The organism is Neotabrizicola shimadae (assembly GCF_019623905.1).
Classification (GTDB): Bacteria; Pseudomonadota; Alphaproteobacteria; order Rhodobacterales; family Rhodobacteraceae; genus Neotabrizicola; species Neotabrizicola shimadae.
Genome location: NZ_CP069370.1, coordinates 638,875 through 658,749, shown reverse-complemented (window position 1 = coordinate 658,749; position 19,875 = coordinate 638,875). Strand labels below are relative to the sequence as shown.

The window sequence follows — 19,875 nt, the reverse complement described above, 5'->3', positions numbered from 1 at the left end:
AAGACCAGCCGGAGGATGCAATGCCCAAACGCTTTCGCCTGACCCGCCGCTTCCCCGTCGCCATGACGGAAGACGGCTACCGCCGCCTGCGCCGCTTTGCGCAGGAGGCGGGGCTGGACGAGGGCGAGGCGCTGTCCTTCCTGTTCGAGCATTTCGACAGCGTGACGGACAAGGACAACCTCACCCACCGGCTGCGGCTGTTCAATTCCGAGCTGGAGGCTCGGAAGTCCTGACAAGAGAGGAAGGCGGGCCGGGCGGCCTGGCTTCTTCTGTTCTCAAATATCCCACGGGGGTCGCCGATGGTTCGCCATCGGTTCAAGAACCGGAGGCGACGGGGTGTGAAACCCCCGCTGCCGACGACAGGTCTGGGAGGGCCGGCGGGAATGATGGAGCTTCACTGCTTCGGCGAAAGCGGCAATGCCTACAAGGTGGCGTTGATGCTGAACCTGACCGGCCAGGACTGGCGGCCGGTCTACGTCGATTTCTTCAACGGCGCCACGCGCACACCCGAGTTCCGCAAGCTGAACGAGATGGGCGAGGTGCCGGTGCTGGTGGACGAGGGCGAGGTGCTGACCCAGTCGGGCAACATCCTCTATCACCTCGTCGGCAAGACCGGGCAGATGGGCGGCGCGACGCCCGCCGAGCAGAAGGAGGTCTGGCGGTGGGTGCTGTGGGACAACCACAAGCTCTCCGGCCAGGCCGGGACCTGCCGGTTCCTGGCCAATTTCCTGGCCCCCGAGAAGCGGCCGGAAGGGGTGATCCCCTTTCTGCAAGGCCGCCTCAAGGCCGCCTACATGGTGCTGGACCAACATCTGAAGGGGCGTGACTGGATCGTAGGAACCAGCCCCACCGTCGCCGATCTCTCCTGCTGCGGCTATCTCTTCTATCCCGAACCCTTCGGCTTTTCCCGCGCCGACTGGCCCCACATCGACGCCTGGCTGAACCGCATCGCGGCGCTGCCCGGCTGGAAACATCCCTATGACCTGATGCCCGGCAATCCTTCGGACCGGGCCTGAGGAGGAACCATGCAAGACGCCTTCATCTATGACGCCATCCGCAGCCCGCGGGGCAAGGGCCGCCCGGACGGGTCGCTGCACGAAGTGACCTCGGTGGCGCTTTCGGCGCAGATGCTGGACCGGATCGCGGCGCGCAACGGGCTGACCGGCCATGCGGTCGAGGATGTGATCTGGGGCAATGTCACCCAGGTGGGCGAACAGGGCGCCTGCCTCGCGCGCTCGGCTGTCCTGATGTCGGGGCTGGACCGGCGCATTCCGGGCCTGGCGATCAACCGCTTCTGCGCAAGCGGCATGGAGGCGGTGAACCTCGCCGCGAACCAGGTCAGGGGCGGCGCGGGCGAGGGCTATATCGCGGGCGGCGTCGAGATGATGAGCCGCGTGGCGATGGGCTCTGACGGGGCGGCCATCGCGGTTGACCCGCGGCTCGCCATGGGCACCCATTTCGTGCCGCAGGGCATTTCGGCCGATCTGATCGCCACGCTGCACGGCTTTTCGCGCGAGGATGCCGACGGGCTGGCGGTCGAAAGCCAGCGGCGTGCCGCCATGGCGCAGGCCGAGGGCCGGTTCGCGAAATCGGTGGTGCCTGTGACCGACCGCAACGGGCTGACCATCCTGGACCGCGATGAATACCTGCGGCCCGGCACTGACATGGCGGCGCTGGCCGCGCTGAAGCCTGCCTTCAAGGACATGGGCGAGACCATGCCCGGCTTCGACAAGGTGGCGCTGCAGCAATATCCTCAGATCGAGCGCATCAACCACATCCACCATGCCGGCAATTCCAGCGGCATCGTCGATGGCGCCGCCGCCCTGCTGATCGGCTCGGCGGAGTTCGGCCGCGCCCATGGCCTGAAGCCGCGCGCCCGCATCCGGGCGACGGCGAAGATCGGCACCGAGCCCACCATCATGCTGACCGGCCCGGTTCCGGTGACCGAACGCGTGCTTGCCCAGGCTGGCATGGCGATTTCGGACATCGACCTGTTCGAGGTGAATGAGGCCTTCGCCTCGGTCGTGCTCCTGTTCATGAAGCATTTCGGCGTGGACCCCGCGCTGGTGAACGTCAACGGCGGCGCCATCGCGCTTGGCCACCCGCTGGGCGCGACCGGCGCCATGATCATCGGCACGCTTCTGGACGAACTGGAACGCACCGGCAAATCCACCGGCCTTGCCACGCTGTGCGTGGCCTCGGGCATGGGGGCCGCCACCATCATCGAAAGGCTCTGACGATGCCGAAGCTCGATCTGTCGCAGGTGCCGGTGAAGACCGGCTCGATCTATCCCGAACCCTATGCCTCGATGGTGAAGGGCCGCTCGTCCCTTCGGCTCGGCGATGCCGGGGGCCTCACGCAGTTCGGTGTGAACCTGGTGATGCTGGAGCCGGGCGCGATGTCCTCCTTGCGCCACTGGCACATGGCCGAGGACGAGTTCGTCATGGTCACCGAAGGCGAATGCGTCATGGTGCAGGACGGGGGCGAGACCGTCATGCGCCCGGGCGATTGCGCGGCCTTCCCGGCGGGGTCCACCGACGGGCACCACTTCCTGAATCGCACCGAGAAGGTGGCGAAGTTCCTGGTGGTGGGCACCAAGGCAAAACGCGAGGTGGCGACCTATTCCGACGTCGACCTGAAGGTGGAGATCGAGGCCGGAAAGGCCCGCTTCACCTACAAGGACGGCACCGACTGGACGGGACCCAGATGATCGTCGATCCGACCCGCGCCATCACCCACCCGGAAGTCGAAGGGGTGACGACCTGCCACCTGTCCGACGCCGGGGGGCTGACGCAGTTCGGCGCCTATCTGCAGGTGCTGGCGCCCGGCGGTGTCACCTCGCGCCGGCATTGGCACGAGAGTGAAGACGAGTTCCTGTATGTGCTGGAAGGCACCGTTGTGGCTGTGGACGAAGAGGGTGAGCACCCGCTTCATCCCGGCGATGCCGCCTGCTGGCGGCACGGCGAGCCGAACGGCCACCATGTGAAGAACCTGTCGGACGCCCCCGCGCGGTTCCTGATCGTCGGTTCGCGCGCGGCGCGGGACGTCTGCCACTACCCGGACGGGGGCTGGAAGCTCGTGAACAGCGATACCGCCTGGGAGCTTCTGGACAGCGCAGGCGTCAGGCAGCGCGGCGGCGACCTGCCGGCCGAGCTTCTGGGTCTGCGGCCCGCCTGGGGCAAGCCTTGGGATGGCACGCGCAAGCCACGCTACTTCGCCAGAGGCTCGGTCCCCGGCGAGACCGGATCGGCAGGGGGCGAACATGGCCTGCCCGCGCTTGGCGCCTATGTGGCCCACCCGATCTCGGATGCTGGCGGGCTGACCCAGTTCGGTGCCTTCACCGAAACGCTCATGCCGGGGGCGCAATCCAGCCACCGGCATTGGCACGCAGAGGAGGACGAGTTCCTCTATGTTCTGGAGGGCGAGGTCACGCTGGTCGAAAATGATGGCCCGCATATCCTCCGCCCCGGCGGCTGCGCCTGCTGGCCGGCAGGCGTGGCCAATGGCCATTGCCTGCGCAATGACGGCACGGCCCCTGTCACCTATTTCGTCGCGGGCGCGCGCCTGCCCGAGGACGAAGTCACTTATCCCGACGTAGACCTGCATTACCGCCGTGCCGCAGGCTGGCGCCATGTCACCCGCAAGGATGGCACCCCCCTGCCCGGCTGGCCCAAGGAGACGAACCGATGAAAGACTTCACCCTTGCCAAGGACGCCGATGGCGTCGCCGTCATCACCTGGGACGTGCCGGGCCGGTCGATGAACGTCATGTCGCGTGACGGCTTTGCCGAACTGGACGCGCTGGTGGCCGGTGCACTGGCCGATCCGGAGGTGAAGGGCATCGTCATCACCTCGGGCAAGCCGGACTTTGCCGGGGGTATGGATCTGAACACCATCGCGCAGATGAAATCCGAAGGCGGTGAAAGCCCGGCGGCCTCGGTCTTTGCCGGGCTGATGGACGTGCACGGCATCCTGCGCCGGATCGAGCGCGCGGGCATGGACCCCAAGACGCTGAAGGGCGGCAAGCCCGTGGTTGCCGCCCTGCCCGGAACCGCGCTTGGCATCGGCTTCGAACTGCCGCTGGCCTGCCACCGTATCATCGCGGCCGACAATCCCAAGGCGAAGATCGGCCTGCCCGAGATCATGGTCGGCATCTTCCCCGGCGCCGGCGGCACGACGCGGCTGGTGCGCAAGCTGGGCGCGATGATGGCGGCGCCCTTCCTGCTGGAGGGAAAGCTCTCCGCGCCCAAGGCCGCGCTGGCGGCGGGTCTGATCGACGAGGTGGTGGCGCCCGAGGACCTGCTGAAGCGGGCCAAGGAATGGGTGCTGGCCGCCAAGCCCGACGACATCGTGAAGCCCTGGGACCGCAAGGGGTTCAAGCTGCCGGGCGGCGCGCCCTACACGCCGCAGGGGTTCGAGATCTTCGTCGGCGCCTCGGCCATGGTGTCGGGCCGCACGATGGGCGCCTTCCCGGCGGCGCAAGCCCTGCTGGCCGCGGCCTACGAGGGTTCGCTGGTGCCCTTTGACACGGCACTGAAGGTCGAGGCGCGGCACTTCACCTCGGTCCTGCTGAACCCGTCTTCCACCGCGATGATCCGGTCGCTGTTCATCTCGAAAGAGGCGCTGGAGAAGGGTGCGAACCGGCCGAAGGTCGAGGATCAGAAGGTGGCGAAGCTGGGCGTGATAGGCGCCGGCATGATGGGCGCAGGCATTGCCCATGTGGCGGCCAAGGCCGGCATGCAGGTGGTGCTGCTGGATGCCAGCGCCGAGGCGGCCGAACGCGGCAAGGCCGGCATCGCCGCCGGCATCGACAAGGACATCTCCCGCGGCAAGGGCAGTGCTGCGGCACGGGATGAGCTCTTGGCGCGCATCGCGGCGGGGGCGGATTACGCGGCGCTGGCGGGCTGCGACCTGGTGGTGGAAGCGGTGTTCGAAGATCCGAAGATCAAGGCCGATGTGACCGCCAGGATCGAGGCCGTCGTCGGCCCCGATTGCATCATCGCCACCAACACCTCGACCCTGCCGATCTCCGGCTTGGCGAAGGCCAGCACCCGCCCAGATGCCTATATCGGCATCCACTTCTTCTCGCCGGTCGAGAAGATGGCGCTGGTCGAGATCATCAAGGGCAAGGCAACCGGTCCCCGCGCCGTGGCCAAGGCGCTGGACTTCGTGCGCCAGCTTCGCAAGACGCCGATCGTCGTGAACGACGCTCGGTTCTTCTATGCCAACCGCTGCATCATCCCCTACATCAACGAGGGCATCCGCATGGTGGCCGAAGGCGTCTCGCCGGCTCTGGTGGAGAATGCGGCGAAGCTTTTGGGGATGCCTGTCGGGCCGCTGCAGCTGGTGGACGAGACCTCGATCGACCTGGGCGTCAAGATCGCGAAGGCGACGCGCGCCGCGATGGGCGACGCCTATCCCGATGGCGCGGTAGATGCGGTGCTGTTCCGCATGGCCGAACTGGGCCGCATGGGGCGCAAGGCCAAGGCAGGCTTCTACGCTTATGACGAGGCTGGAAAGAGGCAGGGCCTGTGGGATGGCCTTGGCGCGGAATGGCCGGTCAAGGCCGCGCAGCCGGATGTCGAAGAGGTGAAGAACCGCCTGGTGCTGGTGCAGGTGCTGGAAGCGGTGCGCGCACAGGACGAGGGCGTGTTGACCGACATCCGCGAGGGCGATGTGGGCGCCATCCTCGGCTGGGGCTTCGCACCCTGGTCGGGCGGCCCCTTCGGCTGGCTGGACATCACGGGCGCTGCCGCGGCGGTCACGCTGTGCGACCGGCTGGAGGCCGCACATGGCCCCCGCTTCAAGGCGACGCAAAGCCTGCGCGACATGGCGGCCAGCGGCGGACGCTTCTACGACGGCATCGTCCCCGCCGCGGCCTGACCCGCGGCCAGCGCGGTGCCCAGGTCCTGTGCCATTAGGCACAGGGCCAGGTGCCGCGCCTGATCGGCGGGGAAAGGAACGGGCGAAAGGGCTTGCGCCGGACCCTCGCCCGGGCAGGCCACCAGAAGCTCGCGCGCCGCATAGATCACCTGCGGCGCGCGAAAGCGCGGCAGGACCATCGGCACGGCGCCATGCGGCAGGGCGACGATGCCGCGCCATCCGACCAGCGCACCGATCGGCAGCACCGCGAAGGGATCGGCGTAGAGCTCTTCCGCAAGCGGCTCGTGCAGCAGAATACCCTGCCCAGGCGCCAGAGAGACCCCGCGCCGGTTGCCAAGCGCCCAGGAGGGCACGCGCACCGCGCGGACGCGCGCGGCAAGGTCGATCCGCTCCACCCCGGTCACCGCGACCGCCCCAGCATCCATCGTGAAAAGCAGGTCACCCGGCGCGATCTCTCCCGCGGGACGCCAACCCGTCGGGGTCGCCACGGGCGTCGTCAGGCCCAGCCCGACCGGCGGTAACCCGCCCTGCCCCATCTTTCTGCCTCCGCGCATCATGGTTCGGGCATGCAGGATGCAAAGCGCCATTCCACGACGGAGGAGCGGCAGTTCGATGGCAGTTCCGTCAAATTGCGCGAAGACGCGCCAGGGACCTCGGCTAGACCGCGTTGGGCAGCGGCCGTCCTTCCAGGTGGGCCACCAGATTGTCCACCGCCATCAAGCCCATGGCCTCGCGTACTTCCAGCGCGGCGGTCCCGATATGGGGCAGCAACGTGACATTCTCCATCGCCACGAGTTCGGTCGGTACCTTGGGCTCGAACTCATAGACGTCAAGCCCCGCGCCCTTGATCTGGCCCGCGCGCAGCGCCGCGATCAGCGCCGCCTCGTCCACCACATCCCCGCGCGAGATGTTGACGAAGATGCCCTCGGACTTCATGGCCGCGAAGGCCGCCGCATTGATCAGGTGATGCGTGGCCGGGCTGCCCGGCACGGCGACCACTACGAAATCGGCCGCCATCGCCTCGGCCAGCGGCACCTGGCGCGCCGGAAGGCCCGGATCGTCCACTGTCGATCGGTTGGCAAAGACCACGTCCATGCCAAAGCCGTAATGACAGCGCCGCGCGATGGCCTTGCCGATGCGGCCCATGCCGACGATGCCCACGCGCTTGCCCGTCACATGGGTACCAAGCATCTGCACCGGTCCCCAGCCTTCCCACTTGCCGGCCCGCAGGATGCGCTCGGCCTCGCCGGCGCGCCGTGCCGTCATCAGGATCAGAGTCAGCGCCACATCGGCCGTGGCATCTGTCACCGCACCCGGCGTGTTCGTCACCGCAACGCCCGCGGCCTTGGCGGCCACCGCGTCGATATGGTTGTAGCCCACGCCGAAGTTCGCAAGAATCCCGCAGCGCGGCTTGCCCACCTCGGCGAACAGCGCGGCGTCAAAACGGTCGCCCAAAGTGGGCAGCACCGCGTCGAACTCGGTCAGCGCGGCGCGCAACTCCCGCTGGGTCAAGGGCTTGGTCTCGTCGCGCAGCGTCACGTCGAAACGGGCGCCGGCAGCGGCCAGAACCCGGTCGGGCAGGCGGCGGGTGATCAGCAGCGACTGGGTCAAAAAAGGCGCCCTCCATCCGGCACGTCGAAATCGGGGCGGATCAGCACGACCTCGCCCGCTTCATCGGGAACTCCCAGCACCAGCACTTCCGACATCACCTTGCCGATCTGGCGCGGTGGAAAGTTCACCACAGCCAGAACCTTGCGACCCACCAGCGTGTCCGGTGCATAGTGCCGGGTGATCTGGGCCGACGACCGCTTCTCGCCCAGATCGCCACCGAAATCCACCCACAGCTTGATGGCGGGCTTGCGCGCCTCGGGGAAAGGTTCAGCGCGCGTGATGGTGCCCACGCGGATGTCCACCCGCGCAAAATCGTCATAAGTGATGGTCACTTGCCCAGCTCCCGCCCGCGTTCCGCCGCCGCATGGACGGCGCGGCGCAACAGGGCCGGAAAGCCCGATTCCGCATCCATCAGAACGCCAAGCGCCGCGGCGGTCGTCCCCCCCGGCGAGGTCACGTTGATGCGCAGCTGCGCCGCCGTTTCGGGTGAGCGCGCGGCCAGCTCCCCCGCACCGCACACGGTCGCTCGGGCCAGTTGCATCGACAGGTCGGCCGGCAGACCCTCGGCCTCGCCTGCCGCGGCCAGCGCCTCGATCAGGTGGAACACATAGGCCGGGCCCGAGCCGGAAACGGCCGTCACCGCATCCATCTGGTGCTCGCCCTCCAGGCGCACCACCTGCCCGACCGCCGACAACAGCGCCTCGGCCAGATCCAGATCCTCTGCCGTGGCCTGCGCGTTGCCGATGATCGCCGTGATGCCCCGCCCGACCGCTGCCGGGGTGTTCGGCATGGCGCGCACGATCCGCGTGGCCTGGCCCAGCACTGATTCATATGTGGCAATCGTGGTGCCCGCAGCCACCGTCATCACCAATGTGTCGCCGCCGCCGTACGACCGCAGCGCCGGCAGCGCCTCGCCCATCATCTGCGGCTTGACGGCAATCAGCGCCACGGCGGGATTTTCGGGCAGGTCCGCGTTCAAGCGCAGGCCACGATTGGCCAGGCCCTTCAGCCAGGGCGATGGGTTTGGGTCGTTCACCCAGGTCGCGTTCAACGCAAGCCCGCGCGACAGCCAGCCTTCCAGCATGGCAGAGCCCATCTTGCCGCAGCCAAGAAGCACAAGCCCCCGGCGGTTGATCTGTTCCAGTTGCATGGTTACCCCGCTTTGCCGCGGGAGGTTATGCGCGCCCGTAGGCCTCGGCAATGGCAACCTGCATCGCCGCTGCAGGTGTCTGGTCGCCCCAGGACACCAGCTGGAAGGCCGGATAGAACCGCTCGGCCGCCATGACGGCAGACGATATCATGCGGTCGATCTGCTCGGGCACCGCCATCTGCCCGCCATTGAGCGCAAGCCCATAGCGCCAGACCATCAGCTTCTGGTCTTCCCACCAAGTGAAGGCGCCGGTCCACACAATGTCGTTGCAGCGGTTCAGCACTTCGTACAGGGCAGCACGGCGTTCGGCCGGCGGCTCCATCTCGAAGGTGCAGATCAGTCGCAGCGTCTCGTCCTGGCCCGACCAGGCGAGCGTCAGGGAGTATGTCCTCCACTGGCCCTCGACCGCCATGGCGATCTGGTCCTCGGTGACGCGATCGAACTCCCAATCATGGGTTTCCGCAAGCGTCTCGACGATGTCGATCGGGTGAAGGTCACCCGTCGTGAGGAAATCTTCGGAAAGCGACATTGCCCGGCCTCATCATGATGCCCACAGGCAAGTCTTTCTTGCCTACCTGTTGGGTGTCTGGCAAGGGTCTGCGTTTGCCCGACGCGGCCCTTACTAGATATGGTGTGGCCAAAGCGAAAGTGTGTAAAGCAATTTCTTGCGGATTTAGCTGTGGATAAGATGTTGCTATTTTGTTCTCACGCCCACTCTGCATACAGCGCGCCCGCCGGCGCATCAACCGTCGCTGCACCGTCCAGGCGCGAAGGCAGAGATTCTCGGGAGTTCGCGGAGCGGTACGCCCTCAGGGCGATGCCGGCAGGCAAGCCCGCCGGCGCAGGGCCGGGGCCGAGGCCCCGGCCGCGGGGGTCACGACTGGCCGGCAGCTTCGGCGACGGTCATTTCCGGGTTGGTCGGGCAGGTGTTCTCCAGCTTGCGCACGATGTCGGCGTTCACTTCGTTCGGTCCACCACCGTTGATGCTCACCTGGCGGCTCACCTGCGCCATGCCCTCGGCGCTCAGCGCCATGAACTCGACGCACTTCATGGTGTTGGGGTCGCCCTCCTGGGCGAAGCTGGCCGTACCGGCCATGGCAACAAGCGAGGCAGCAGCGAGAATGCGGATCATGATTCCTCCATGGGGTCTTTTCCCACGCAGAGCTTTGCACGAAGCAAGGCTACCGACTTGCCGGATTGCGCCGTCCTGGCCGTCCCTGCGCCGCCCTCAGGGTGCAGATACATCAGCCGAACAGGCCCTCGCCCTGTTCGTCAATCATCTGCCGTGCCTTGGAAAGCGACAGTGACGTCGCCTCCTCCAGCGAGGCCATGGTATCCGCCCGGATCAAATCGTGCTTGCGCCCGTCCTTTTCGATCAGAGCGGAAACCCGGTACTGCCCCCCCTCACGGATGGGCTTGGGCGTGATGAGAAAACCCTTGTGGTCTTCGGTGCTGCCAGCGGCAGCCGAAGGTTCCCTGGACTCGGACTTGCCTCCAAAGAGGCGGGATAACAGCGACATGCGTTCCCTCCCTCACTGATCCAGGAAACTCCGCAGCTTCCTGCTCCGGCTCGGATGCTTCAGCTTCCTGAGCGCCTTCGCCTCGATCTGACGAATCCGCTCGCGCGTGACCGAGAATTGCTGACCCACCTCTTCCAGCGTGTGATCGGTGTTCATGCCGATGCCAAAGCGCATCCGCAGAACCCGCTCCTCGCGCGGAGTCAGCGAGGCCAGCACACGGGTCGTGGTTTCCTTCAGGTTCTCCTGAATGGCGGAATCCAGCGGCAGGATTGCGTTCTTGTCCTCGATGAAATCGCCAAGCTGGCTGTCTTCCTCGTCGCCGATCGGCGTCTCCAGGGAAATCGGTTCCTTGGCGATCTTCATCACCTTGCGAACCTTCTCCAGCGGCATCTGCAGCTTTTCGGCCAGTTCCTCGGGCGTGGGCTCGCGGCCGATCTCGTGCAGCATCTGGCGGCCGGTGCGCACGAGCTTGTTGATCGTCTCGATCATGTGCACCGGAATGCGGATGGTCCGCGCCTGGTCGGCAATGCTGCGCGTAATCGCCTGCCGAATCCACCAGGTGGCGTAGGTCGAGAACTTGTAGCCGCGGCGGTACTCGAACTTGTCCACCGCCTTCATCAGGCCGATGTTGCCTTCCTGAATAAGATCAAGGAATTGCAGCCCGCGGTTCGTGTACTTCTTCGCGATGGAAATCACGAGCCGCAGGTTGGCCTCGACCATTTCTTTCTTGGCCTGGCGGGCTTCCTTCTCGCCCTTCTGCACCTGGTTCACGATGCGGCGGAACTCGCTGATGTCCACGCCGACATACTGGCCGACCTGGGCCATCTCGCCGCGCAGGTCTTCCACCTTGTCGCGGCTCTTTTCCATCAGCGTCTGCCAGCCGCGCCCGGACTTCGCCGCCATGCGCTCGATCCAGGTCGGGTCCAGCTCATAGCCCTGATATTCGGCGATGAATTCCTGGCGGTTGATGCGGGCGGCATCGGCCAGCTTCACCATGCCCGAGTTGATCGACATGATGCGCTTGTTGATGCCGTAGAGCTGGTCGATCAGCGCCTCGATCCGGTTGTTGTGCAGGTGCAGCTCGTTCACCAGCACCACGATCTCCGACCTCAGCTTCTGGTAGGCCGCCTCTTCCGCCGCCGAGAACCGGGTCTTCTCCGACAGGGTCGCGCTCATCCGCGCTTCCTGCATCTCGGCCAGCGTGCCGTAATCCTCGGCGATCCTGTCCAGGGTTTCCAGGACCTTGGGCTTCAGTGCCGCTTCCATCGCGGCCAGCGACATGGCCGAGGCTTCGTCGTCCTCGTCGTCGTCATCGACCCGGCTGATCGGGTTGCCGTCCGCGTCCAGTTCAGGCTCGCTCGAGGCCGACCGGCGCGGCGCCGGGGCCGCGGGCATGTCCACGCCCTCGAGGTCCGGCCCCACCATCTCTTCGTCGCCATCGAGGCTGCGGCCGAAGGTGGCCTCCAGATCGATGACGTCGCGCAGCAGGATGTCCTCAGACAGAAGCTCGTCGCGCCAGATGGTGATGGCCTGGAAAGTCAGGGGGCTTTCGCACAGCCCCGCAATCATCGTGTTGCGACCGGCCTCGATGCGCTTGGCGATGGCGATTTCGCCCTCGCGGCTCAAAAGCTCGACCGACCCCATCTCGCGCAGGTACATGCGCACCGGGTCGTCCGTGCGGTCCAGCGTCTCGCTCGCCGGGCCGACCACCGCCACCTCGCGCGAGGTCGAGGTCTCGACCAGCTCGGTCGCCGTCGCCTCGCCTTCCTCGGCTTCCTCTTCCTCGATGACGTTGATGCCCATCTCCGACAGCATCGACATCACGTCCTCGATCTGTTCCGAGGACACGGTGTCGGGCGGCATCACCTGGTTCAGCTGGTCATAGGTGATGTAGCCGCGCTCCCGGGCATCGGCGATCATCTTCTTGACCGCCGCCTGGCTCATGTCCAGCGAGACATCGGGCTCGTCGGTTTCAGGCTTGGCGTCGTCGGTGTCTTTAAGGGCCATGCGGATTCCAGATCTGTCGGGTGTCTGTCAGGTGGCGAAGTCAGAGGGCCGAATCGGCCGAACCGGATTCGAATCAATACTGCGAATCAAGGCGGGGGGAAGGTCGGTCATCGGTTTTTCTTGCGCCAGATCTCTCCGTCGATCAGCGATTGCAGGTGGCGCGACAGCGCTGCCCGGTCTTCGCCCCCATCGCCCTCGTCCAGCCGGGACCGTTCCGCCCGGTTGCGCGCCTCGGCCGCCTGGCTCAGCCGCCAGGTCAGCCCCTCGTCGGCCAGCCGTTCCACGTCTTCCATCGCTTCGGCGATCTCGGCCGCCGCGCCGCGTCGCGCCTCTAGTTTCGCAAGCCCCTCGGCCACGCACAAGAGCGCCAACTCGCGGTCCTCGGGCTTGCGCACGGGTGGCGCCGACCGGACATGGGGATCGGCGCGCAGGGTTTCAAGCGCGGTAGACAGACGGCCTTCCAGGTCGGGCAGCAGGGCCTCCGGGTCATGGGCATGGCGCAGCAGGGCCGCCGTCAGCGCCTGCAGGTCGGCATCGGGCAGGTCCAGCCCTTCCAGGTCGCTCTCGAACCGGGCGATCAGCGCAGGGTGGGCGATCAGCGTGGCGATCAGCACCCGCGCCAGCGTCAGGTGCTCGACCTCCGGCCCTTCCGCCGCCAGCGCCGAGGCGCGCGAGGTCGGCACGGGCGCAACCGCAACCTGCGGCCCCTTGCGGAAGCCGGGCCGGAACGGGCTGACACGCCCGGCGGGCGCAAATAGCTCCGCCCGCAATCGCCGGATTTCCTCGGCGTAATGGCTGCGGATCGACGGATCGGCGATCCGCGCCAGCACCGCGCGTAGCGTCTTGTCCAGGCTCGCGCGGCGTTCGGGGCTGTCGAAGACGCGGCCCTCGGTCTCGCGCTGCCACAACAGGCTCACCATCGGCTTCGCCTCGTCCAGCACCTTCTGCATCGCAGGGGCCCCGCGCGCCTTGATCAGGTCGTCGGGGTCCATGCCGCCGGGCAGAAGCGCAAAGCGCAGCCCCTTGCCCGCCTCCAGCAGCGGCAGCGCCAGATCCACCACCCGAAGCCCGGCGCGGATGCCCGCGGCATCGCCATCCAGCGCGATGATCGGCTCGTCGGACACGCGCCACATCAGCCGCAGCTGGTCCTCGGTCACTGCCGTGCCAAGGGGGGCCACGGCGGCGCGGAACCCGGCCTCGGACAGGGCGATCACATCCATGTAGCCCTCGGCCACAATCAGCGGCAGCCCCTTGCCCGCCGCTTCACGCGCGGGGCCGATGTTGAACAGGTTGCGCCCCTTGTCGAACAGGGGCGTCTCCGGCCCGTTCAGGTACTTGGCCGAATCCTTGGGGTCCATCGCCCGGCCGCCCAGGCTGATCGCCCGGCCGCGCGCATCGCGGATCGGAAAGATGATCCGGTTGCGGAACCGGTCATAGGGCTCTCCGCCCCGGTCCGATTTCGCGCAAAGCCCCGCCTCGACCAGAAGATCGTCGGCAATGCCCTTCTGCTTCATCGCCAGTTGCAGAGCATGCCAGCCGTCCGGCGCAAAACCGATGCCCCACCGGTCCTGCGCCTCGGGCGAAAGTCTGCGGCGCACCAGATAGTCCCGCGCATCGGCCGCCGCGGCGGTCTTCAGCTGCAGCCGGAACCACTTCACCGCCTCTTCCATCACCGCCGCCAGCTGGGTACGCCGGTCTGCTACCTGTGCCTGGCGCGGGTCGCGTTCGGGCATTGCCATACCCGCCTCGCGCGCCAGAACCTCGACCGCCTCGATGAAGGACAGGTTCTCCGTCTCCTTCACGAAGGTCAGCAGGTCGCCCTTCGCGTGGCAGCCGAAACAGTAATAGAACCCCTTGCGGTCATCGACATGGAACGACGCCGACTTTTCCTGATGGAACGGACAGGGCGCCCAGAAATCGCCCTTGGCCATGTTCGACTTGCGCATGTCCCAGGTGACCTTGCGGCCGACCACCTGCGACAGGGTCAGGCGGGTTCGCAGCTCGTCAAGGAATCCGGGGGGCAGCGACATGGCACCTATATCGGCGCTTCCGGCCCCGCCGTAAAGCGGGACGGACAGGCTGAGGGGGCCGTCTGCCCTCCGGCCCCGACCCAGGATACCGGCATGACGGAAAGCGAGGCGGCCGGCCTCAGATAAGGGCCGCCCTGGCCTCCAGCACTGTCATCACCTCCTCCAACTCATGCCAGGCAGTGCGCGCCATCGAGCGGAAGACGTAAAGCTCGAAGCCCGCTTCCGTGCGGGTCAGGATCAAGCTCATGTGGTTGAGCGGCGCGCGGATGCAGCGCCCCACCGGGAAGGCGTTGTCGCGCAGGTCCACCGGCACCAGCCGCATCAGCGCCTGATCCGCCACCGCGCCGGTCAGCGTCAGGCAGGCCCAGCCATCCGACTGGTCGGTCAGCGCGGCAAGTTCCGACAGCCCCGCCGGGGCCTCGGCGCTGATCAGGAAAGCCTGATCGCGTCCGGTCCACAGGATGCGGGCGCGCCCTGCCGACAGGCTTTCGTTCGGGCCGGGGAAGACCAGGCCAAGCGGCGCCAGAACCGCCGACACCGCCGCCCCCTGCCCCGGAAACGGCGCAACCGAGGTGATGCGGCCCGGCTCGGCCTCGGCCAGGGTGATCCCGGCAAGGGTCAGGGGCGCGTGGCCAAGCGCGGGTTTGGCGATCAGGTCAGGCACGCAGCTTCCTCCCCTCGGGGTCGTGGAACACGGGGTCTGAGACTTGGCACAGCACGTCGATGCTCCGCAAATGATCGACCAGCCGGATGGTCTGGCCATGCCGCGCGCGGCCGTCCTTCAGGAAGGCCAGCGCCAGCCAACTGTCCAGCGTCACCGAATAGCCGACCGAGGTGACATAGCCCTGGTCGTTCACCCGCTTGACCTCGTCGCCGGGCACGAAGAGATGCGCGCCCGCGGTGATCGGCCGGTCCGGGGTCAGTGGCTTCAGCCCCACCAATTGCTCGCGCTCGGGCCCGGTCAGCCCGGGGCGCTGGCTTGCGGCCTTGCCGATGCAGTCCTTCTTCAGGCTGACCATCTTTTCCAGCCCGATGTCGAAGGCCGTGGTGCGGCCATGAATCTCGGCATGGGTGATGAAGCCCTTCTCGATGCGCAGGACGTTCAGCGCCTCCATGCCATAGGGTCCGCCGCCCAGGGTTTCAGCCTTGGCCAGCAGGTCACGGAACAGGCTTTCGCCGTAGCGCGTGGGCACCGCAATCTCATACCCCTCCTCGCCGCTAAACGAGATGCGGAAAAGCCGCGCCTCCACCCCACCCACCCGCACCGACCCGCAGGCCATGAACGGGAAATCGGCGAGCGGCGCATCCAGCACCGCGTTCAGCAGAACCCGCGCCTTCGGACCGGCGACGGCGAACTGCGCCCAGCTTTCCGTGACCGAGATGAACCGCACGTCCCAACCGGCGCAGAAGGCCTGCTGCACGAAATCCAGATGCCGCATCACCAGCCCCGCCGCGGCGGTGGTGGTGGTCATAAGGTAATGGTTCTCGCCAAGCCGCGCCGTGGTGCCGTCGTCCATCACGAGGCCATCCTCGCGCAGCATCAGGCCATAGCGGACCCGGCCCACCGGCAGCGTCGAGAAGGTGTTGGTGTACACCAGGTCCAGAAACCGCGCGGCGTCCTTCCCCTGAATGTCGATCTTGCCCAGAGTGGACACATCGGCCACGCCCACGCTTTCGCGCACCATGCGGACCTCGCGGTCGCAGGCTTCCTTCCAGGTGGTCTCGCCCGGCTTCGGGAAATAGCTGGGCCGGTACCACAGCCCCGCCTCGATCATCGGCGCGCCGCGGTCGCGGCTGGCTTGGTCGCTGGTCAGGAAGCGCTGCGGCGCGAAACCGGCGCCCCGCCCGCCAGCGCCCATTGCGGCGATGGAGACCGGCACGAAGGGCGGGCGATAGGTCGTCGTCCCCGTCTCCGGAATACCCCGCCCCGTCGCATCGGCCAGCACCGCCAGAGCGGCGACGTTGGAGTTCTTGCCCTGATCCGGCGCCATGCCTTGCGTGGTATAGCGCTTCATGTGCTCGACCGAGGCGTAGTTCTCCTTCGCGGCCAGCTTCACGTCCTTGGTCGTGACGTCGTTGGCAAAGTCCAGCCAGGCACGCCCCGTCCCCGGCACCGCCCACAGCGCCTTGACGTAATAGGACATATCCTCGGCCTGAGGCAGGTCGATCTCCGGGCCACGCTTGTCCATATCGGACATTGCCCGCAAAGCCGCCGCCCGCCCTTCGCGCAGCGCGCCGGCGGTCGAGAAACTGCCGTTGCAGGCCCCGGCGGCGATCAGCCCCGGCACCGCCCCCTCGCGCGGGACAAAGGCCGCGATATCCTCGCGCCAGTCGGGCCGGCCGTTCATATGGCAGGTCAGGTGCACCGTGGGGTTCCAGCCGCCCGAAAGCCCCAGGCAATCGGTCTGGATGCGGAACTCCGTCCCGCCCTTCTTCACCGTTATCTCGCTCAGCCCGTGGCGGCCCTTCGTCCCGGTGATCACCGCCCCTGCATGAACCGGGAATTCCTCGGCGGTGGAGGCATCCTCGCGCGGGTCGATCAGGCCCGCGATCTGCACGCCCGCCGCTGCCAGTTCCCGCGCCACGGCCCGCGCGCCATCGGTGTTGGCGAACAGAGTCACCCGCTTGCCGGCGCTCACGCCATAGCGGTTGAGATAAGTCCGCAAAGCCGAGGCCAGCATCACCCCCGGCCGGTCGTTGTCGGCAAAGGCAATCGGCCGCTCCAGCGCCCCCGCCGCCAGCACCGCACGCTTCGCCACGATGCGCCAGAAGCACTCGCGCGGCACACCGGGCTTCGGCGCGACATGAAGCCCTACCCGCTCCAGCGCGCCAAAGGTGCCCTGGTCATAGGCGCCGGTCACCGTGGTGCGCGTCATCAGCCGCACATTGGGCAGCGCCCCAAGTTCCGCCAGAACGCCCGCCACCCAGTCCGCCGCCGCGCCACCGCCAATCTCCTGCGGGTCGGACAGAAGCCGCCCGCCCATGCGCGCCTCTTCCTCGGCCAGGATCACATCCGCCCCGGCCCGCGCCGCCGTCAGCGCCGCCATCAGCCCGGCAGGCCCCGATCCGATCACCAGAAGGTCGCAGAAGGCAAAGGCCTTCTCGTAGACCGCCTCGTCATGCTTGCCCGAAAGGCTGCCCAGGCCCGCCGCGCGGCGGATCGCCGGCTCATACAGCCGCTCCCAGAAGGACCGCGGCCACATGAAGGTCTTGTAGTAGAACCCGGCGCTGAAGAAGGGCGCCGCCAGGTCGTTCACCGCCATCAGGTCATGCTTCAGAGAGGGCCAGCGGTTCTGGCTCTGTGTGACCAGCCCGTCATAGACCTCCTGCACGGTCGCCCGCACGTTCGGCGTCTGCTGCCCCCCCTCCAGCACCTCGACCAGGGCCGAGGGCTCCTCGGACCCCGCGGTCAGGATGCCGCGCGGACGGTGATACTTGAAGCTCCGCCCCACCAGCCGCACGCCATTGGCAAGCAGGGCTGAGGCCAGCGTATCCCCCTGATAGGCCGGGTAATCCACCCCGTCGAAGCGAAAGCGCAGCGGTTGGGTGCGGTCCACCAGACCCTTGGTGTCGATCCTCATTTCGCGCGCTCCGCCACAAGTTCGGCACCCAGCACATCGTGGGTGACCGTGTTGCGCGTCACCACCAGCCAGGACCCACAGCCGCTTTCGTGGTACCACAGATCCCGCACCACCCCGGCGGGGTTGTCGCGCAGGTGCAGGTAATCGTCCCAGGCCTCCGGAGCGGCCCCCGGTTCGGGGCGAGCCAGGTAATCGGCGGCGCCGTAGTAGTAGAACTCGCGCCGGTCGCGTTCGCCGCACAGGGGACAGGTCAGGCGCATGTCAGAACTCCGGGCAGGCGGTGACGGTGCCGACCTCGCGGCTCCCCACCATGAATCGCAACGTGCCGCCCGCGGCGACCAGCTGTTGCACCTCGTCGATCGAACAGATCATCGGCACGATCTCGTCCATGCTGACCGCCCGGTCGGCGGCGGGCGTCAGGATCAGATCCAGCCGCGCGCCCTCGATGGCGCTGTCGGTCAGCATGATCCCCGGCGCCAGCTCCCGCGGCAGCGTCGGCACCAGCGTCTCGTCCGCCATGCGAGCCATGTCGCAGATATTCGCCCCGCTGGACCCTGTGCAGGAGGCCGAAGCGACAGCGGGCGCCAGGATGAGGGCAAGGGACAGAAGGATGCGCATGGTGTTCCTCATGAATGTCGGCGGCCAGACAGGATAGGACAGAGCAGCGCCGGATCGGGCGGCCCCCCTCCCCCATCCCCTTCCCACAGGGGGGAGGGGCGCCTCTCCAGCCGAAAACCGGCACGCCCTGCGGCATTTCGCGCTTCCCTCCCCCTTGTGGGGAGGGAGAGGGAGGGGGGCGTTGTGCTCAGATTCATTCTCTTGCCCCCCTCAATGCAAATTATGCTGCGACCCGGTGCCCTCTTCATCCAGAAGATGGCCGGTGGCGAAACGGTTCAGCTTGAAGCGGCGGGCGACCTCGTGGCTTTCGCCGGTCGCCATCAGATGCGCCATGCACCAGCCGCTTGCCGGCACGGCCTTGAACCCGCCGTAGTTCCAGCCGGTGTCGACGAACAGCCCCTCGATATGGGTCTTGTCGATGATGGGCGACCCGTCGGGCGACATGTCCATGATGCCGCCCCAACTGCGCAACACCTTCGCCCGGCCGATCATGGGCATCAGCGTCATCCCTGCTTCCATCACATGCTCGACCATCGGCAGGTTGCCCCGCGCGGCATAGCTTGCGTAGAAATCCAGGTCGCCGCCAAAGACCAGCCCGCCCTTGTCGGACTGGCTGATGTAGAAATGCCCCATGCCAAAGCTGATGACATGGTCGATCACCGGCTTCAGCCCCTCGGACACGAAGGCTTGCAGGACATGGCTCTCTATGGGCAGGCGCATCCCGGCCATCGCCGCCACCTGCCCCGACCGGCCGGCCACCACCATGCCGACCTTCTTCGCCCGGATCGCGCCGCGCGTGGTCTGAACGCCCGTCACCCGGCCATTCTCGATGTCGATGCCGGTCACTTCGCAGTTCTGGATCAGATCCACCCCGCGCCGGTCCGCGCCCCGCGCATAGCCCCAGGCCACCGCATCGTGCCGGGCCGATCCGCCGCGCGGATGCAGAAGCCCGCCATAGATCGGAAAGCGCGTCTGCTCGAAATCCAGATAGGGCAGCAGTTCGCGCACGCCCTCGCGGTCCAGAAGCACCGCGTCGTCGCCCTGGTTGATCATCGAATTGCCGCGCCGGGCAAAGGCATCGCGCTGGCCGTCCGAATGGAACAGATTGATCAGGCCGCGCTGCGAATGCATGACATTGTAGTTCAGCTCTGCCTCAAGACCTTCCCACAACTTCAGGGAATGGCTGTAGAATTCGCTGTTGCCAGGCAGGATGTAGTTCGCGCGCACGATGGTCGTGTTGCGGCCCACATTGCCGCCGCCCAGATAGCCCTTCTCGAGCACGGCGATGTTCGTCATCCCGTGGTTCTTCGCCAGGTAATAGGCCGTCGACAGGCCATGCCCGCCGCCGCCAATGATCACCGCGTCATATTCGGCCTTGGGCGCGGGATCGCGCCAGGCAGGCTTCCAGCCCTTGTTGCCGAACAACCCTTCGGTGATGACCCTGAGGCCGGAATAGCGCATGGGGCAGATCCTTCT

Annotated in this window: 20 protein-coding genes; 6 read left to right on the top strand and 14 right to left on the bottom strand. The window is 67.1% G+C overall.

The window, feature by feature from the left end:
• Positions 1 to 20: 20 nt before the first annotated feature.
• The 6 genes from JO391_RS03095 (at position 21) to JO391_RS03070 (ending at position 5,882) form a co-directional block, all read left to right on the top strand.
• A complete protein-coding gene (locus tag JO391_RS03095) occupies positions 21 to 233 on the top strand; it encodes a hypothetical protein (RefSeq protein WP_220662741.1) in 213 nt (70 codons plus the stop codon).
• A 153-nt stretch (positions 234 to 386) separates the two neighbouring features.
• The gene (locus JO391_RS03090; RefSeq protein ID WP_220664425.1) at positions 387 to 1,016 is read left to right on the top strand and encodes a glutathione S-transferase family protein; all 630 of its coding nucleotides are present in this window, start codon (positions 387 to 389) and stop codon (positions 1,014 to 1,016) included.
• Between the two features lie 9 nt (positions 1,017 to 1,025).
• Positions 1,026 to 2,237: an acetyl-CoA C-acetyltransferase gene (locus JO391_RS03085; protein ID WP_220662740.1), complete on the top strand. Its 1,212-nt coding sequence runs from the start codon at positions 1,026 to 1,028 to the stop codon at positions 2,235 to 2,237.
• A gap of 2 nt (positions 2,238 to 2,239) precedes the next feature.
• Positions 2,240 to 2,710: a cupin domain-containing protein gene (locus JO391_RS03080; protein WP_220662739.1), complete on the top strand. Its 471-nt coding sequence runs from the start codon at positions 2,240 to 2,242 to the stop codon at positions 2,708 to 2,710.
• The gene (locus tag JO391_RS03075; RefSeq protein ID WP_220662738.1) at positions 2,707 to 3,690 is read left to right on the top strand and encodes a cupin domain-containing protein; all 984 of its coding nucleotides are present in this window, start codon (positions 2,707 to 2,709) and stop codon (positions 3,688 to 3,690) included. Before JO391_RS03080 ends, JO391_RS03075 begins: the two co-directional genes overlap by 4 nt.
• On the top strand, positions 3,687 to 5,882 hold the full coding sequence (locus JO391_RS03070; protein ID WP_220662737.1) for a 3-hydroxyacyl-CoA dehydrogenase NAD-binding domain-containing protein: 2,196 nt from the start codon (positions 3,687 to 3,689) through the stop codon (positions 5,880 to 5,882). Before JO391_RS03075 ends, JO391_RS03070 begins: the two co-directional genes overlap by 4 nt.
• On the opposite strand, the gene JO391_RS03065 is transcribed toward JO391_RS03070, so the two are convergent.
• From JO391_RS03065 to JO391_RS03000, 14 genes are all read right to left on the bottom strand, one after another.
• Positions 5,852 to 6,418 (bottom strand): Hint domain-containing protein, encoded by a 567-nt coding sequence (locus JO391_RS03065; protein ID WP_220662736.1) that lies wholly within the window; start codon positions 6,416 to 6,418, stop codon positions 5,852 to 5,854. The two genes, JO391_RS03070 and JO391_RS03065, sit on opposite strands and share 31 nt — an antisense overlap.
• Before the next feature lie 121 nt (positions 6,419 to 6,539).
• Positions 6,540 to 7,493, bottom strand: a complete 954-nt coding sequence (locus JO391_RS03060; protein ID WP_259444810.1) for a 2-hydroxyacid dehydrogenase — start codon at positions 7,491 to 7,493, stop codon at positions 6,540 to 6,542.
• Positions 7,490 to 7,825 carry a tRNA-binding protein gene (locus JO391_RS03055; RefSeq protein ID WP_259444809.1) on the bottom strand — a complete coding sequence of 112 codons (336 nt, stop codon included), beginning with the start codon at positions 7,823 to 7,825 and terminating at the stop codon, positions 7,490 to 7,492. The genes JO391_RS03060 and JO391_RS03055 overlap by 4 nt, the downstream gene beginning before the upstream one ends.
• On the bottom strand, positions 7,822 to 8,643 hold the full coding sequence (gene proC / locus JO391_RS03050) for a pyrroline-5-carboxylate reductase (RefSeq protein ID WP_220662735.1): 822 nt from the start codon (positions 8,641 to 8,643) through the stop codon (positions 7,822 to 7,824). The genes JO391_RS03055 and proC overlap by 4 nt, the downstream gene beginning before the upstream one ends.
• A gap of 25 nt (positions 8,644 to 8,668) precedes the next feature.
• Positions 8,669 to 9,172: a type III secretion system chaperone family protein gene (locus JO391_RS03045; RefSeq protein WP_220662734.1), complete on the bottom strand. Its 504-nt coding sequence runs from the start codon at positions 9,170 to 9,172 to the stop codon at positions 8,669 to 8,671.
• Between the two features lie 345 nt (positions 9,173 to 9,517).
• Complete coding sequence (locus JO391_RS03040; protein WP_220662733.1) at positions 9,518 to 9,775, bottom strand: hypothetical protein; 258 nt, start codon at positions 9,773 to 9,775, stop codon at positions 9,518 to 9,520.
• Between the two features lie 112 nt (positions 9,776 to 9,887).
• A complete protein-coding gene (locus JO391_RS03035) occupies positions 9,888 to 10,163 on the bottom strand; it encodes an HlyU family transcriptional regulator (RefSeq protein WP_220662732.1) in 276 nt (91 codons plus the stop codon).
• A gap of 12 nt (positions 10,164 to 10,175) precedes the next feature.
• Complete coding sequence (rpoD, locus tag JO391_RS03030) at positions 10,176 to 12,170, bottom strand: RNA polymerase sigma factor RpoD (protein WP_220662731.1); 1,995 nt, start codon at positions 12,168 to 12,170, stop codon at positions 10,176 to 10,178.
• Positions 12,171 to 12,277: 107 nt separating this feature from the next.
• Positions 12,278 to 14,200: a DNA primase gene (dnaG, locus tag JO391_RS03025; protein ID WP_220662730.1), complete on the bottom strand. Its 1,923-nt coding sequence runs from the start codon at positions 14,198 to 14,200 to the stop codon at positions 12,278 to 12,280.
• Positions 14,201 to 14,318: 118 nt separating this feature from the next.
• On the bottom strand, positions 14,319 to 14,864 hold the full coding sequence (locus JO391_RS03020; RefSeq protein WP_259444808.1) for a sarcosine oxidase subunit gamma: 546 nt from the start codon (positions 14,862 to 14,864) through the stop codon (positions 14,319 to 14,321).
• Positions 14,857 to 17,781, bottom strand: coding sequence for a sarcosine oxidase subunit alpha family protein (locus JO391_RS03015; RefSeq protein ID WP_220662728.1), 2,925 nt, complete (start codon positions 17,779 to 17,781; stop codon positions 14,857 to 14,859). Before JO391_RS03015 ends, JO391_RS03020 begins: the two co-directional genes overlap by 8 nt.
• Positions 17,778 to 18,041, bottom strand: coding sequence for a sarcosine oxidase subunit delta (locus JO391_RS03010; protein ID WP_220662727.1), 264 nt, complete (start codon positions 18,039 to 18,041; stop codon positions 17,778 to 17,780). Before JO391_RS03010 ends, JO391_RS03015 begins: the two co-directional genes overlap by 4 nt.
• 1 nt (position 18,042) lies before the next feature.
• Positions 18,043 to 18,399: a hypothetical protein gene (locus JO391_RS03005; RefSeq protein WP_220662726.1), complete on the bottom strand. Its 357-nt coding sequence runs from the start codon at positions 18,397 to 18,399 to the stop codon at positions 18,043 to 18,045.
• A 210-nt stretch (positions 18,400 to 18,609) separates the two neighbouring features.
• A complete protein-coding gene (locus tag JO391_RS03000; RefSeq protein WP_220662725.1) occupies positions 18,610 to 19,860 on the bottom strand; it encodes a sarcosine oxidase subunit beta family protein in 1,251 nt (416 codons plus the stop codon).
• Positions 19,861 to 19,875: the final 15 nt, after the last annotated feature.